The organism is Streptomyces sp. NPDC037083 (genome assembly GCF_055606485.1).
Genome location: NZ_JBVJSQ010000013.1, coordinates 61299 through 76325 on the forward strand (window position 1 = coordinate 61299; position 15027 = coordinate 76325).

Consider the following 15027-nt stretch of genomic DNA (forward strand, 5'->3'; position numbering starts at 1 on the left):
GCTCCCGGTCGCGCCCACGCCCTCGTGGTGCGCCGGGTCGACTCTGACCGGCGCGCCAGGGGAAACCCGGGGAACAAGCTGGGAATTGACGGGGAGTCCGCTGTCAGCCCCGCTGCCGTCGGGCGGCGGAGGAGGACGTCCCGATCCTTGTCGTGCGACCTGGGAAGCCGAGGTCAGCAACCCGGGAACCCGCCGAGAGGATGCTGTGCGGTCCCCACGAGCACCTCTGCGCGCACCGAAACGCCCCATGACGTCGCGCGCCAGGAACCCCGAGGACCCCTTGGTCCTCGGTGGCCCGGGCGGATGCCCGAGTGGTACCGCGGTACCACTCGGGCGCCGGAGATTCCCCCCTGGTCCCAGAGTCCCGGGCCGCGACGCCCGTAAGTTCGGTTGCAGACACCATGCCGTACGCGCGGCCGAGCTCAAGCCGGAAAGGCCCGTCCATGATCGAAGCACGCGAGCTGACGAAGCCTTCCGCCTGGTCCGGACCGACGCCCGAGCCGCGGAACCAGCCACAATGAGCTCCATGAGTCCACAGCGCGCGGCAGCCGCCGCACCGGCCGCCCGGGAGGCGCTCCCGCCGTCCCCCGGGCTCGACGACGCCTGGGCGCACCCGCTGCTGGGCCGTCTGATGCGCGGGCAGAGCCGCCATCGCGAACTCGACCGACGCCGTCCGTGGCTGCTCGACACCGCGGTGGTCCTGGTCGTCGCCCTCGTGAGCCTGCCCGATCTGCTCTCCCCCGGGCCCCACGGCCCCTTCGGCGAGGCGAGCAGCCGCGGTCAGTTCCCGACCGCCGTTCTGTGCGTCTTCGCCGCCGCGCTCGTCGTGCCGCTGTGGTGGCGCCGCCGGGCCCCGGCCGTCACCTTCTTCGTGATCCTGCTGGTGTCCGGCATCCAGTGGTCGCTGGGCGTCTGGCAGCAGGCCGGCGTCAGCGCCCTCGTCGCCCTGTACACCCTGGCCCTGCGCGGTTCGCTGCGCGTGCTCGGCTGGGCCGTCGCGCTCACCTTCGCCGGCCTGACCCTGGCGGCATGTCTCCTGGTGCGGATCGAACGCCCGCTGCTCGGTCTGTTCTTCCTGCTGGGCACGACGACGGCGGCCGTCGCCATCGGTCTGACCCTGCGCATCCGACGGATGTACCTGACGGCGCTGGAGGACCGCGCCGCCCGGCTGGAGATCGAACGCGACCAACGCGTCCGGCTCACCGCCGCCGCCGAACGCGCCCGGGTCGCCCACGAGATGCACGACATCATCGGCCACAACCTCTCGGTCATGGTCGGCGTGGCCGACGGCGCCGCCACCCTCGCCGCCAGCCGCAACGAGCAGTCCGCCGAGGCGCTGCGCATCCTCGGCGACACCGGGCGCCAGGCCATGGGCGAGCTGCGCCGCGTGCTGGGCGTCCTGCGCCAGGGGCAGGAACGGGAGCAGGGGCACGAACGGCTGCTCAATCCGCAGCCGGGCGTGCGTGATCTGGACCCCCTGCTGACGCGGGTCCGCGCGGCCGGACTCACGGTGACCTACCGGACCGAGGGCGCGCTCGACTCCCTGGGCAGCGGCGTGCAGCTCACCGTGTACCGCATCGTCCAGGAGGCGTTGACCAACACCCTCAAACACGCCGGGCCGGGCTCCACCGCCGAGGTCGCCGTGACCGCCGACGTCGGCCGGCTGCGGATCCGGGTCACCGACACCGGAAGGCCGCCGGGTTCCCCTGTACGCGAGGGGCCGGGAACGCGGGCCGGCGCCGATCCCGGCCACGGCCTGGTCGGCATCAGACAGCGGGCGGCCATGTACGGCGGTGACGTCATCGTCGGTCCCCGCGTCTGCGGGCCCGGCTGGACGGTGGACGTCGTGCTCGACGTACCCACCGCGCCCACCGCGCCGGCATCGGGAGAGCTGCTGCCGTGACCACCGTGCTGATCGCCGACGACCAGCCCCTGCAGCGCATGGGGTTCCGCATGCTCCTGGAGGGCACTCCCGGCCTGACCCCGGTCGGCGAGGCCGGGCACGGCGCCGAGGCCGTCCGCCTGGTCGCCGAACTCCGGCCCGACGTCGTCCTCATGGACATCCGCATGCCCGGCATGGACGGTCTGGAGGCCACCCGCCGGATCGTCGCCGCCGGCGGCCGCACCCGCGTCCTGATCGTGACCACCTTCGACCTCGACGAGTACGCCTACGAAGGGCTGCGCGTCGGCGCCAGCGGCTTCCTGCTCAAGGACGCCCGCCCGGAGGAACTCGTCGCGGGCATCCACGCGGTGGCCACCGGCGACGCCGTCGTGGCCCCCAGTCTGACCCGCCGCCTCCTGGACGCCTACGCCCACCAGGTGCTCGCCCCGCCCGGCGTCCCCGAGGCCGAGGACCCCCGCCTGCGTACGCTCAGTGACCGCGAACGCGAGGTCCTGGTCGCCGTCGGCCAGGGCTGGACGAACACCGAGATCGCCGAACGGCTCGTCCTCACCGAGTCCACGGTGAAGAAGCACGTCGGCCGGGTCCTCGCCAAGATCGGGGCGCGCGACCGCATCCAGGCCGTCATCACGGCGTACGACGCCGGACTCGTCAGGGCGAAACCGCAGCCCTGAAGCGCCTGCCGAGGTCGGCGTCGCCGCGGCCCGGAGCTCCGGCGGGCCGAGGGGAAGGCGCCCGCCACGGCACCCGTCCGTGGCGGCTACAGGGCGAACACGCGGCGGGCGTTGCGCGACAGGAACAGCTCTCGGGCCTCCTCGTCGAGGCCCAGGCCGTCCAGGTGTTCCAGTGCCTGTGACGGGGTGATCATCGGGTAGTTCGTGCCGAAGAGAACCTTGCGCCGGCCCCGGCCGCGCAGGTACTGCACCAGTTCCGCCGGGTAGCGGCGGGCGGTGTAGGCGCTGGTGTCGATGTAGACGTTCTCGTGCTTGTCCGCGACCGCGATCATCTCCGTGGTCCACGGATAGCCGATGTGCCCGCAGACGATGGTGAGCTCGGGGAAGTCCAGCGCCACCTGGTCGACGTAGGGGATGGGGCGCCCGGTCTCCGAGGGCCTGAGCGGTCCGGTGTGCCCGACCTGGGTGCAGAAGGGGACGCCCAGTTCCACACAGGCCGCGTACAGCGGGTAGTACAGCCGGTCGGTCGGCGGCAGTTCCCACAGCCACGGGACCACCCGCAGCGCGACGAATCCCAGCTCCTCGACCGCCCGCCGAAGCTCCCGCACCGCCCGCACCGGGCGGGTCAGATCGACGCCGGCCACCCCGCGCAGTCGGCCGCCCGCCTCCGCGACGAACCCGGCCACCTCATCGTTGCTGATCAGCGGCCCCTGCGGCCCGTACCAGGCGGCGGACAGGCCGAGCTCGACACCGGCGGCCTCCAGCGCGGACACGGTGACGTCGACGGGCAGCTGCTTTTCCAGGAGACCGCCGCCGGTCCATCGGCGCAGCGGCTCGAACATCTCGTGCTGGGAGTGACGCAAGGTCGGATGCTGCATCCACGCGTCGACGACGGACATGTACCCGCTCCCCTTCCCGCCGCTCGCGCCGACCTGGACGGCTCGGCTGAGCGATCGCTTACCGCGAGGCTAGCGGCGGGGCACGACGGGGGCTACCCGTCGGTAGTGAACGGGCGCTCGCCGGGACTTGGGCGGGCCGCACGCAAGGGCACCCGCCTCCCCTTCCCTTTCCGCAAAGACACCCTTCCGCAAATAGGACATATGTGTTTACGATTCTCGCGACCTCTGCCGGAGTCGCGACGCCGTGATGCGCCGCGTCCATCGCTCGTCCTGCCCTCGGGCGGCTTTGAGAGGTGCACCATGACCGGCTCGTGTTGCGAACACCCGGCGACTTCCGACTGGCGGGATCAGGCCGCCTGCATCGGAGAAGACCCCGAGATCTTCTTCCCCCTTTCCGACCTCGCGGCTCCCGGCACAGAGGCCTCCCTGGCCCGGGCGGTGTGCCGGCGTTGCGCCGTACTCGTCGCCTGCCGCGAGTGGGCGCTCGAGCACGGCGAGGACGACGGCATCTGGGGCGCCACGACGGCCGCCCAGCGCCGTGCCATACGGCGAGCGTCGACGGGGGCGACTCCCGCGACCAGGCGCCTTGACGGCAATGCGGAGCAAGAGGGCTTCCGATCCGGGTAGCCGGCGATCCCGGACCCGCACAGGACGGTGAGGGCGGCGGCGAGGACCCCGGCGCATGCCGCCCGGATCGCCGAGCCGCGAGCGGCCTCGGTCCGCCCGGCCCAGGGCGGCGGAGCACGGGCGACCCGATTTCGAAATTCGTGGCGCACGACGGATTGACCTGGCCCTCAGCGAGAGCACAGAATCACGCCTGCACAGCACGAATGAATCGATTCAATCCCTGTCGCACCACACCCGCCCGCCGCGCTCCCCGCCTCCCCCGCTCCCCACGCCTCCCCCCTGCCTCCTCCCATCCGATCCTCGCCCGGGCTGGGCACACGGCGCCCCCTGCCCCTCCCGCCCAGCCCCGATCCGCTCCGTCCGGCCACCGTCGTCCGCGCGCGTCCCCTGCAATGGAGATCCTCAATGCACCGCACAACCCGCCGCTCCGTCCTGCGCAGCGCCATAGCCGTGGCTCTCGCACCCACCGCGGGCTCTCTGCTGTTGCCCGGGCTGGCGCCCACGGCGTCGGCCGCTGTCTCCTGGAACGCGAAGTGGATCTGGGCGCCGTCCAGCAGCGCCAACCAATGGGTCGCCTTCCGCAGGACGTTCACCCTCGGCTCCGCGCCGTCGTCGGCGGTGACCCGGATCGCGGCCGACTCGAAGTACTGGCTGTGGGTGAACGGCACGCTGGTGGTCTTCGAGGGCCAGCTCAAGCGCGGCCCCAACCCCACCGACACCTACTACGACGAGATCGACCTCGCCCCCTACCTCACCAGCGGCAGCAACACCGTCGCACTGCTGGTGTGGCACTTCGGCAAGCAGGGCTTCTCGCACAACAGCAGCGGCAAGGGCGGCCTGCTGTTCCAGTCCGACCTCGTGACCGGTTCCGCCACCAACGCTCTGGTCAGCGACACCGCCTGGAAGCACACCGTCCACCCGGGCTACTCCAACGACACCAGCGGGATCCAGGCGAACTTCCGGCTGCCCGAGTCCAACATCTCCTACGACGCCCGCAACGCCACCGGCATGGCCGGCTGGCAGTCCCCCGGCTTCGACGACAGAGCCTGGACGGCGCCCACCGACTTCGGCGCCGCCGGCGGCGCCCCCTGGAACGCCCTGGTCAAGCGGCCCATCCCGCAGTTCCGGTACTCGTCGTTGAAGTCCTACACGAATGCGGCCGCGCTGCCGGGCACCGGCCAGGGCTCCACCGCCATCACCGCCACCCTGCCGTCCAACATCCAGGTCACCCCGTACCTGAAGGTGAACGCCCCGGCCGGAGCCGTGATCGGCATCCAGACCGACCACTACGGCGACGGCAAGAACCTGACCGGCATCGACCCGGCCACCGGCTACAACGTCCGCTCCACCTACGTCTGCGCCGGCGGCGTCCAGGAATTCGAGTCGCTGGGCTGGATGAGCGGCACCGCCGTGCAGTACACGATCCCCGCCGGCGTGACCATCGTGGACCTCAAGTACCGGGAGAGCGGCTACGACACCGACTTCGCCGGATCGTTCACCAGCGACGACGCCTTCCTCAACACCCTCTGGACCAAGGCCGCCCGCACCATGTACGTCAACATGCGGGACAACTACATGGACTGCCCGACCCGCGAACGCTCGCAGTGGTGGGGGGACGTGGTCAATCAGCTGAAGGAAGGCTTCTACACCTTCGACACCAGGTCCCACGCCCTCGGCAAGAAGGCCATCGCACAGGTCACGTCCTGGCAGAAGTCCAGCGGCGCGCTCTACTCCCCGGTGCCGTCGGTGATCTGGACCGCCGAACTGCCCACCCAGATGCTCGCCACGGTGTGGTCGTTCTGGACGTACTACCTCTACACCGGCGACGCGAGCGCGGTCACCGGCGCGTATCCGGCGGTGAAGAGGTACCTGAACCTGTGGAACCTCGACGGTGACGGCCTGATCGGCCACCGCGCCGGCGACTGGGACTGGGAGGACTGGGGCAGCAACATCGACGCCCGGGTGCTCGACAACTGCTGGTACTACCTGGCCCTGGACACCGCGGCTCAACTGGCCGATCTCAGCGGCAACGGCGGCGACGTCGCCGGCTGGCGGGCCCGCCGCGACAGCATCAGGACCAACTTCGACCGGGTGCTGTGGAACTCCACGAAGAACGAGTACCGCTCCCCCGGCTACAACGGTGACACCGACGACCGGGCCAACGCCCTCGCCGTCGTCGCGGGACTGGCCTCCTCCGCCCACCATCCGGCGATCACGAACGTGCTGCGCACCCACCTCAACGCCAGCCCGTACATGGAGTTCTACGTCCTCGAAGCGCTCTACCTCATGGGCGCCGCCGGCGTCGCCGAGGAACGGATGCGCAACCGCTTCGCCGCCCAGGTCGCCGACCCCACCTGTCAGACCCTGTGGGAGTTGTGGAACAAGGCCGACGGCACCGACAACCACGCCTGGAACGGCGGGCCCCTGTACGCGCTGTCCGCCTACGCCGCCGGCGTACGCCCCACCCAGCCCGGCTGGGCGAAGTACGAGGTCGTACCCCGGACCGGCACCCTCACGACGATCGACTCCGTCACCCCCACCGTCAAGGGCGACATCCGCGTCGGCATCTCGCGGGACGGCGACAAGGTCACCCTGACGCTCACCTCCCCCACCGCGACCACCGCCCGCGTGGGCGTCCCCGTCCACCGCGGCGCGCGGCCGGCCATCAAGGCGAACGGCACGACCGTCTACGCGAACGGCGCGCCCACCGGCGGCGTCAGCGGTCTGACCTACGTGAACGCGGACTCCGACCACGTCTACTTCGATGTGCAACCGGGCGCCTGGACGCTGACCGCGACCGGAGCCGGCCGCCTCGACAACCTCGCCCACGGCCGGACCGTCACCAGCAACAACAGCCTGGAGAACAGCAACTGGGGCGCAGCCCGCCTCACCGACGGCGTCCTCACCAGCGTGACCGGAGCCAAGGGCTACACCAGCAACGAGTTCGGCTCCCCCGACGTCGCCGCCACCCCGGTCTGGGTCGAGATCGACCTCGGAGCCGACACCGACCTCGACGCCGTACGCCTCTTCCCCCGCACCGACACCCCCGCCTCCGGCGGCGGCACGGCCGGGTTCCCCGTCGACTTCACCCTCCAGACCCGAGCCGACGGCGCCACCTCCTACACCACCGTCCGCACGGTCACCGCCGAGCCCAACCCGAACGGGCTCCCGCAGACGTACGGCTTCAGGACCACGACCGCCCGCCATGTGCGCCTGCAGGCCACCAGGCTCGGCACGCCCCCCACCGACGAGACCACCAAGTACCGCCTCCAGCTCGCCGAACTCCAGATCCCCACCGCCGCGACCACCGTCAGGAGCAACTACACGCTGGAGAACGGCGACTGGGGCAAGACGCGGGTGCTCGACGGCACCACCACCAGCGTGGCCGGCGCCAAGGGCTACACCAGCATCGACTTCGACTCCGCCGACGTCAGTGCCACACCCGTGTGGGTCGAGATCGACCTCGGTGTGAACCGGCCGATCGGCTCCGTCACCCTCAGGCCTCGCACCGACGCCACCACGACCGCCGGCGACACCCCCGGCTTCCCCGTCGACTTCACCCTGCAGACCCGAGCCGACGGCGCCACCACGTACTCCACCGTCCGCACCGTCACGGGCCAGGCGAACCCCAACGGCGCCGCCCAGACCTACACCCTCGCCGCCGCCACCGGCCGCTACCTCCGTCTCCGGGTCACCAGGCTCGGCACACCCGCCTCCGACGAACGAACCCGCTACCGGCTCCAGTTCGCGGAGATCGGCATCAAGTAGCCCCAGGGCACGAACGCATCCGAGGGTGCTCGGGCCGGCGCGGACGTGATCGTGGCTGCGCCGTTCGGAGATTCGCCGAGAACATCGGTGAATCTCCGAACCGGCTCGGCTCAGCCCCTCGGGGCCTGCGCCGTCTGCCGTCTTCGCCGCCTGACGAACCATCCGCTCGTCAGGGCCAAGAGGGCCGGCACCCCGGCCGCGAGCGCCCAGTGGCTCCGGTGCCAGAGCGGGTTCTGCCACCGCCACAGCGGTGCGGGCGCGGCCTCGACGGGGATCACGCCACGGTCGTTGCCGGGGACGGGGTCGTTCCGGCCGTAGACGGTGACGGAGCCCTCGGCGCCGGGAATCCGCTGGTCGATGCGGATGTGGAAGGGCACGGTGACCGAGGATCCGGCCCCGGGCGTGGGCCGCTCCGAAAGGTCGCACAGGAAGAAGGGGTTGTCCGCGTCCTGAGGCGGCCGGCAGGAGTACGTGCGGTCGTCGTCGTCCCCTTCCCAGGGAACGGACGTGACCGTGGTCCCGGGGGGCGGTACCACCGTGAAGGATCCGGGGACCGCGCCGTCGACGGACCCCGGCCCCAGGTTCGTCACGCCGAGCCGGACCACGACGGTGTCCCCCACTCTGCCCTTGACCGTTGCGGTGACGGGGGTGAAGTCGGCCGGGGCCTGGGGCACGGCGAGGGGACGCACCGTGCCGGAGTGCGTGACAGGAGTGCCGCGGGCCGTGGCGGTGGTCACCTCATGGATGGCTCCAGGCCGTTGCGACACCGGCCGGTCCTCCGCCGCCCACCGGGGTTGCGCCCCGACCTGCCCCACCGCCGTCCCCCACGCGGCCAAGGACAGGACGGCAGCGCCGATGGCACGGCCGACCGGGCGCTCACCCATGGGGCCCGCACCTCACTGGTCGCACCCCGGTCTCCCCTCCCCGTGCCGTCGTCGCGTCTTCCCGCGCACTGCCGCGCGGGACCGCGAGATTACCAATCGCCGCACGATGTCCTCGCCGGGTGGGCGCATAGGATCGCCGGCATGGCACTGCGACTTGTTCAGGTGAACATCAAGGCTCAGGACGACTCCGCGGTGGGCCGGTTCTGGGCGGAGGCGCTCGGATGGAGTCTTTCCGGCACGGGGTCCGGAGTGACCGCCGTTCAACCCGTCGGCTTCGACTGGCTGGACCCGGCGGGCGTCGCCATCGACGTCGTCGCCGTCCCGGAACCCAAGACGACGACGAAGAACCGTCTGCACCTCGATCTCGCCTCCACCTCCGCGGCCCATCAGGCGGAGTGGGTCGCTCGCCTGCTGGATCTCGGTGCGACGCCCGCTCAGGTGGGCCAGGGCGACGTGCCGTGGACGGTCCTCGCCGACCCGGAGGGCAACGAGTTCTGTGTGCTGGAGCCCCGGGACGTCCACCGGGACACCGGGCCGATCGCCGTGGTGGTGCTCGACTGCGTGGACCCGCGGGCCATGGCCCGGTTCTGGGGTGAGGCGGTGGACTGGCCCCTGCACGAGGTGACCGACGATCACGCGGTGTTCCGCTCCGCCCAGGGCGTCGGCCCGTATCTCGAGTTCCTCCGCACCCCCGACGTGAAGACCGTGCCGGACCGCATCCATCTCGATCTGGTGCCGCACCCCGGTGACGATCAAGAAGCGGAGGTGGCCCGGCTGAGGGCCCTCGGCGCCACCGACCTCGACGTCGGCCAGGGCGACGTGCCGTGGACGGTTCTGGCCGACCCGGAGGGCCACGAGTTCTGCGTCCTCGCCCGGTCCTGACGCGGAGCCTTCACCACACCCCGGCACATGAGCACCCGTCCGCCCGTCGCCACCCAGGAAGGTGTCTTATTGGTTTGCCGTCGGCCGAACCGGTCGGATAGGAAGCTTGCATGCTAAGAGGCAGCAAGGTGGGGCTCAGGGCCCGGCACGAGGACGACATCCCGATCCTGCAGACCGAGCTCTGCGACGACGTGGTCACCTCCTCCCGGGCCGAAGGCCGGCCGTGGCGGCCGATCGCGCCCGGCTCGAAGAACTCACCGCTCGTGGTCGACGACAAGGAAGAGCGGCACGTCCCGTTCTCCGTGGTCGAACTGGAGGGCGGCACGCTGGTCGGCACCGCGTCGCTGTGGGGCATCGACACCCACAACCGGTCCGCGCACATCGGGCTGGGGCTGCGGCCGTCCTCCCGGGGCAAGGGCTACGGCGCCGACGTGGTCGCGGTCCTGTGCCACTACGGTTTCGTCGTGCGCGGCCTGCAACGGCTGCAGATCGAGACGCTGGCGGACAACGACGCGATGCTGCGCTCCGCCGAGCGCAACGGCTTCGTCCGCGAGGGCGTGCTGCGCTCCTCGGCCTGGGTGATGGGCGAGTTCCTGGACGAGGTGCTGCTCGGGCTCCTCGTCCAGGACTGGAAGCCGGACACCCAGGGCTAGGTTGCCTCCCGACCGAAGCCGGACGTCAACGGCCGGGCCGGCCCCGGCGGACCCGCTGCTGTCCCGGGTCCGCCCTGCCCGTCAGTGGCCGGCAGGCGGCAGCAGGGAGACCATCCGGCTGCCGTTCCGGGCGATCAGCACGTCCTCGTAGAGCACCAGTTGGGGCGAGTCCCCGAAGCCGGGGCCCGGTGTGCCGATGTCGACGTGACCGTGCCCGACCTGTTCCCCCGTGCTCAGGTCGAGTCCGGACAGATCGCCGGCCGGGTTGAGGAAGTACACGACGCCCTGCCCCGCCGACCCCACCGCGGAGGCGATGCCCGGCATCGTGTTCCCGCCGGGCACCTCGACGCCCACCGGGCCGGTCCACTGGATCTTTCCGGTGGTCAGCGAGTAGGCCGAGGCCTGGCCCTGCCTGGACACGAAGACCAGACGGTCCCCGGCGATCCGCAGCTCGGCCGTCTCCCCCTTGGTCCGCACGGCGTGCGAGGTCTGCCGCCCGGAGCCGCTCACGGTGGTCAGCCGCATGTCGGCGCCGGCCGCGTAGTTCGCCGCGACCAGGACCATCCGGTCCCCTGCGGTCCCGACGAGCTCCTGCCTGCCGGGGACGGTCGTGACCTCCTTGACCCTTCCGGTGGCGGGATCGAGTCGCAGGACGTCGGTGTCGTCCGGCTGTTCGGTGTCCCGCGTGCACAAGAGGTAGGGCGCCCCGTGCAGCGCCGCTCGTTGACACACGGTTCCCTTGTCCCAGGTGTAGTGCCATTTCGCCTTGCCGGTCCGCGGATCGAGGGCGGACATCGTGCGGAGCGAGGGGGTGTTCGCCAGCACCGCGCCGTCGATGAGCAGGGCGGCCTGGTCGCCGCGGTCGTCCTGGGGCATCTCGACCGTCCAGCGCATCTCGCCGGTGTCGGCGTCCACCGCCATCAGATCGGTTCCGCCCGCGTAGTCCCCGTCCGGCTGGTTCTGCGAGGTGTGATTGCGGTAGGCGAGGACCACCCCGTCACGGACCGCGAACGGGTGGTCGATCCCGTCGCCCTCACGATTGACCTCGACGGTCCACAGCCGCTTGCCGGTGCCGGCGTCGAACTTCGCGGCGTCGTACCGGGAACCGCTGCAGTACAGCGCGGAGCCGTCGACCAGACAGCCCCGCTCGGCGGCGCCGGGTGCGCCGATCTGCCACGGCTTCCAGCCCTGCGGCGGCGTCGCCGGCGAAGCCGTCGGTGACGTCGCCGGGCGCACGGGCCGGTCCCGCTCGGCCGGATCGCCGCCCCCGAACCCGAGGACGGCCCCGACAGTGATCCCGGCGACGGCCGCGGCTGCCCCCGCGACCTGCGAGTATCGGCGCCGGTTGCGCCGTCGCACCACCTTGTCGGCCAGGTCCCCGGGCGCCCTCACGTCGTCCAGGGCGACGGCGTGCAGCGTCTCCCGGACCTTCTGCTCCACCTGCTCCGTCGTCATCCCCGGACCCCTTTCGGCGCACAACTGAACGGCTGGACCTGTTCCGCGGGCCCGTCGGGCCCCAACTCCGGTACGAGGGACCGGAGTTTGACGAGGGACCGGTGCGCCGTGCTGCGCACCGTGCCGACCGGGCACCCCAGCAGAGCCGCGACCTCGGCCTCCGGCAGGTCCTCGAAGTAGCGCAGCACGACCACGGCCCGCTGGCGCTTCGTCAGTTGCCCGAGCGCGGCCCACAGGGCGATGCGCAGTTCGGAGTCCGGCGCGGTGGCCGCGTCGGTATGGTCCTCGGGCAGCACGGGCACCGTGGTCTCGGCCCGGTGTCTGCGCAGCCGCCAGCGGTTGACCTGTTGGCGGTACATGACCTGGCGGACATACGCCTCGTGCTGCTCGATGTGCGCCCAGCGCCCGTAAGCCTTCATCAGGGCGATCTGCAGCAGATCCTCCGCGGCGTGCCGGTCCCCGCCGGTGAGCAGCACCGCGAGCCGCAGCAGCGCGGTGGAGCGCATCTCCACGAACTCCCGGAACTCGTCGTGACTCGAGGCCTTCATAGACCACCCTCCCCTTCTCGAATGATCACGACGTGACGAGCGGCCCGTGGCTATCCCTCCTCGGGCGGGTTTTCTCGTTCCCACCGCATCGGTGCACCGGCGGCCTGCCGGTCCGGCCGGGACGCGTCCGGCTCCGGGGATGCCGGTCACACCGATTGACGGGTGTCCATGCTCATGACACTCTCGCGATGGGAGCGCTCCCAAAACCCGCCGTCCTCGTATTCGGAGCCCCTTATGTCAGCGTTCGACTCATTACGTCATCACAGCAGGCCCCTCGCGGCCGCCCTGCTGACGAGTTCCCTCCTCCTCGGCGGCCTGCTGGCCACGCCCGCCGCCGCGGCGGGCACCAGCGCCGTGCGCGTCAACCAGCTCGGCTACGTACCGGACGGCCCCAAACGCGCCACGGTCGTCACCACCTCGACGCAGTCGCTCACCTGGCAACTGCGCAACGCCTCGGGCGCGGCGGTCGCCTCCGGCACCACGGTCCCGCGCGGCGCGGACACGGCTTCCGGCCAGTCCGTCCAGGTGGCCGACTTCTCGTCCTACCAGGAAACCGGCTCGGGGTACGTCCTCACGGTGGACGGCAGCAGCAGCGACCCGTTCGACATCCGCGCGAACCTCTACGACGGGCTGCGCTCCGACGCGATGGCGTTCTTCTACCACCAGCGCAGCGGCATCTCCATCGACGCCTCCCTGGTGGGCTCCGCCTACGCCCACCCGGCCGGGCACCTCGGCGTCGCCCCGAACAAGGGCGACACCTCCGTCCCCTGCCAGTCGGGCGTGTGCGACTACACACGGGACGTCAGGGGCGGCTGGTACGACGCGGGCGACCACGGCAAGTACGTGGTCAACGGGGGCATCTCCACCTGGCTGGTCGTCAACTCCTTCGAACGGGCCAAGCGCACGGGCAGGGAGGCGGCCCTGGGCGACTCGACGCTTCGCGTCCCCGAGCGGGGCAACAGCGTTCCGGACGTCCTGGACGAGGCGCGCTGGGAGCTCGACTTCCTGATGCGCATGCAGGTGCCCGAGGGCAAGCCCTACGCCGGGATGGCGTTCCACAAGATCCACGACGCGGCCTGGACCGGCATCCCGACCCGTCCCGAACAGGACGCCCAGCCCCGCGAGCTGCACCGCCCGTCCACGGCGGCGACGCTCAACCTCGCGGCCAGTGCCGCCCAGTGCGCCCGGGTCTTCCGGCCGTACGACGCCGCGTTCGCCGACCGCTGCCTGGCGGCCGCCCGCCGGTCCTGGGCCGCGGCGCAGGCCAACCCCGCCCTCTACGCGCCCGACTCGGACGGCACGGGCGGCGGGGCCTACGGCGATGCCCAGGTGAGCGACGAGTTCTACTGGGCGGCCGCCGAGCTGTACGCGACGACCGGCGAGAGCGTCTTCCTCAGCGCGGTCACCTCCTCGTCGTGGCACACCTCGGCCAACGCCTTGACCGCCTACGGCTTCGGCTGGGCCGACATGGCCGCGCTCGGCCGTCTCACCCTGGCCACCGTCCCCAACGGGCTGCCCGCCTCCGACCTCGCCCGCGTGCGCTCCTCGGTGATCTCGGCCGCCGACGCCCACCTGTCCCGCATGGCCGGGCAGGGGTACGCGGTGCCCATCCCCGCAGACGGGTACTTCTGGGGCTCCAACAGCGAGGCCGCCGACAACGCGATCGTCCTGGCCGTCGCCGGCGAGCTGACCGGCGACGGCCGCTACCGCGCCGGAGCGCTGGAGACGATGGACTACCTGCTGGGCCGCAACGCCGTCGGCCAGTCCTACGTCACCGGCTACGGCGAGCGGTCCTCGCACAACCAGCACCACCGCTTCTGGGCGCACCAGGCGGACGCCTCGCTGCCCAATCCGCCGGCGGGTTCCCTCGCGGGCGGCCCCAACAGCGGCCTCCAGGACCCCGTGGCCCTGGAGAAACTGTCCGGGTGCGCGCCCGCCGCGTGCTACATCGACGACATCGGCTCGTACTCCACCAACGAGGTGGCGGTCAACTGGAACGCCCCGCTGGCCTGGCTCGCCGCCTACGCCGCCGAGCGCACCTCCACCGGTGAGCCGCCCACGGCGTCCTGTGCGGTGACGTACAAGGTGGACAGCACATGGAGCGGCGGCTTCACCGCGACCGTGACCGTCAAGAACACCGGTCCGGCAGCCGTCGACGGGTGGCAGCTCACCTGGAGCTACCCGGGCGGCCAGCGCGTCACCAGCGCCTGGAACGCTGCCGTCACCCAGAGCGGCGCCGACGTCGTCGCCCGCAACGTCGACTGGAACCGCTCGATCGCACCCGGCGCGACGGCGAGTTTCGGGATCCAGGGCTCGCTCGGCGGAAGCAACCCCTCACCCACGGCGTTCCGCCTCAACGGCGGCGCCTGCGCCTGCCCCGTTCCGGCACCTCGGTCGTCGAGCACGACGCCCGCGGTGCCGGCACACGGTGACCGAAGCCGTCCGGCGAACCGGCGCCAGGACGGCCGACGCCTTCGGCGGACTCGCTCCAGCGACATCGCGCCGCTTGACGTGGTGATGCCGGGAGAAGCGGCGCGGCACGCCGAAGGCGTCGTCCTCGCTCGGCCGGTGGCGCTCCCCGAGGATGCCGGGCCGAGCGGAGGAGTGAGGACGCGGCATGCCTCGGACATGCAGGCCGTCCGACCCAGTGCTGCAATGCTGGAAGGGGCCGTCCCTCCGGACGCGGCACGGAGCGCACCGGCGTCGCCCACGCAGCCGGCCGGCTGAGGCCGGTTGC

At 71.7% G+C, this 15027-nt stretch carries 11 protein-coding genes; 7 read left to right on the forward strand and 4 right to left on the reverse strand.

The features are described from left to right. Nucleotides 1-526: 526 nt before the first annotated feature. The gene (locus ACZ7DE_RS30170) at nt 527-1903 is read left to right on the forward strand and encodes a sensor histidine kinase (protein WP_470766664.1); all 1377 of its coding nucleotides are present in this window, start codon (nt 527-529) and stop codon (nt 1901-1903) included. Continuing rightward, complete coding sequence (locus ACZ7DE_RS30175) at nt 1900-2574, forward strand: response regulator (protein ID WP_470766666.1); 675 nt, start codon at nt 1900-1902, stop codon at nt 2572-2574. Before ACZ7DE_RS30170 ends, ACZ7DE_RS30175 begins: the two co-directional genes overlap by 4 nt. Before the next feature lie 86 nt (nt 2575-2660). On the opposite strand, the gene ACZ7DE_RS30180 is transcribed toward ACZ7DE_RS30175, so the two are convergent. Further along, on the reverse strand, nt 2661-3473 hold the full coding sequence (locus ACZ7DE_RS30180) for an amidohydrolase family protein (RefSeq protein ID WP_470766668.1): 813 nt from the start codon (nt 3471-3473) through the stop codon (nt 2661-2663). 300 nt (nt 3474-3773) lie between these two features. Here ACZ7DE_RS30180 and ACZ7DE_RS30185 point away from each other — a divergent pair, with 300 nt between their 5' ends. Both ACZ7DE_RS30185 and ACZ7DE_RS30190 read left to right on the forward strand, forming a co-directional pair. After that, nucleotides 3774-4100, forward strand: coding sequence for a WhiB family transcriptional regulator (locus tag ACZ7DE_RS30185; RefSeq protein ID WP_470766670.1), 327 nt, complete (start codon nt 3774-3776; stop codon nt 4098-4100). A 405-nt stretch (nt 4101-4505) separates the two neighbouring features. After that, complete coding sequence (locus ACZ7DE_RS30190; RefSeq protein WP_470766672.1) at nt 4506-7868, forward strand: alpha-L-rhamnosidase-related protein; 3363 nt, start codon at nt 4506-4508, stop codon at nt 7866-7868. A 110-nt stretch (nt 7869-7978) separates the two neighbouring features. On the opposite strand, the gene ACZ7DE_RS30195 is transcribed toward ACZ7DE_RS30190, so the two are convergent. Then, nucleotides 7979-8752: an LPXTG cell wall anchor domain-containing protein gene (locus ACZ7DE_RS30195; RefSeq protein ID WP_470766673.1), complete on the reverse strand. Its 774-nt coding sequence runs from the start codon at nt 8750-8752 to the stop codon at nt 7979-7981. 141 nt (nt 8753-8893) lie between these two features. Here ACZ7DE_RS30195 and ACZ7DE_RS30200 point away from each other — a divergent pair, with 141 nt between their 5' ends. Together ACZ7DE_RS30200 and ACZ7DE_RS30205 are read left to right on the forward strand one after the other, a co-directional pair. Next, the gene (locus ACZ7DE_RS30200; protein ID WP_470766675.1) at nt 8894-9634 is read left to right on the forward strand and encodes a VOC family protein; all 741 of its coding nucleotides are present in this window, start codon (nt 8894-8896) and stop codon (nt 9632-9634) included. Nucleotides 9635-9744: 110 nt separating this feature from the next. Next, nucleotides 9745-10287 (forward strand): GNAT family N-acetyltransferase, encoded by a 543-nt coding sequence (locus ACZ7DE_RS30205; protein WP_470766677.1) that lies wholly within the window; start codon nt 9745-9747, stop codon nt 10285-10287. 81 nt (nt 10288-10368) lie between these two features. Here ACZ7DE_RS30205 and ACZ7DE_RS30210 read toward each other — a convergent pair whose 3' ends face one another. Next, nucleotides 10369-11742: an outer membrane protein assembly factor BamB family protein gene (locus tag ACZ7DE_RS30210; RefSeq protein ID WP_470766679.1), complete on the reverse strand. Its 1374-nt coding sequence runs from the start codon at nt 11740-11742 to the stop codon at nt 10369-10371. Continuing rightward, a complete protein-coding gene (locus ACZ7DE_RS30215) occupies nt 11739-12290 on the reverse strand; it encodes a SigE family RNA polymerase sigma factor (protein ID WP_470766681.1) in 552 nt (183 codons plus the stop codon). Before ACZ7DE_RS30215 ends, ACZ7DE_RS30210 begins: the two co-directional genes overlap by 4 nt. Before the next feature lie 234 nt (nt 12291-12524). Here ACZ7DE_RS30215 and ACZ7DE_RS30220 point away from each other — a divergent pair, with 234 nt between their 5' ends. Further along, complete coding sequence (locus tag ACZ7DE_RS30220) at nt 12525-15017, forward strand: glycoside hydrolase family 9 protein (protein WP_470766683.1); 2493 nt, start codon at nt 12525-12527, stop codon at nt 15015-15017. Nucleotides 15018-15027: the final 10 nt, after the last annotated feature.

Bases quoted from the DNA above. Each gene is read 5' to 3' on its own strand.
- ACZ7DE_RS30180 (WP_470766668.1), bottom strand. From the start codon at position 3,473: ATGTCCGTCGTCGACGCGTGGATGCAGCATCCGACCTTGCGTCACTCC.
- ACZ7DE_RS30220 (WP_470766683.1), top strand. From the start codon at position 12,525: ATGTCAGCGTTCGACTCATTACGTCATCACAGCAGGCCCCTCGCGGCC.
- ACZ7DE_RS30190 (WP_470766672.1), top strand. From the start codon at position 4,506: ATGCACCGCACAACCCGCCGCTCCGTCCTGCGCAGCGCCATAGCCGTG.
- ACZ7DE_RS30210 (WP_470766679.1), bottom strand. From the start codon at position 11,742: ATGACGACGGAGCAGGTGGAGCAGAAGGTCCGGGAGACGCTGCACGCC.
- ACZ7DE_RS30215 (WP_470766681.1), bottom strand. From the start codon at position 12,290: ATGAAGGCCTCGAGTCACGACGAGTTCCGGGAGTTCGTGGAGATGCGC.
- ACZ7DE_RS30200 (WP_470766675.1), top strand. From the start codon at position 8,894: ATGGCACTGCGACTTGTTCAGGTGAACATCAAGGCTCAGGACGACTCC.
- ACZ7DE_RS30185 (WP_470766670.1), top strand. From the start codon at position 3,774: ATGACCGGCTCGTGTTGCGAACACCCGGCGACTTCCGACTGGCGGGAT.
- ACZ7DE_RS30195 (WP_470766673.1), bottom strand. From the start codon at position 8,752: ATGGGTGAGCGCCCGGTCGGCCGTGCCATCGGCGCTGCCGTCCTGTCC.
- ACZ7DE_RS30170 (WP_470766664.1), top strand. From the start codon at position 527: ATGAGTCCACAGCGCGCGGCAGCCGCCGCACCGGCCGCCCGGGAGGCG.
- ACZ7DE_RS30205 (WP_470766677.1), top strand. From the start codon at position 9,745: ATGCTAAGAGGCAGCAAGGTGGGGCTCAGGGCCCGGCACGAGGACGAC.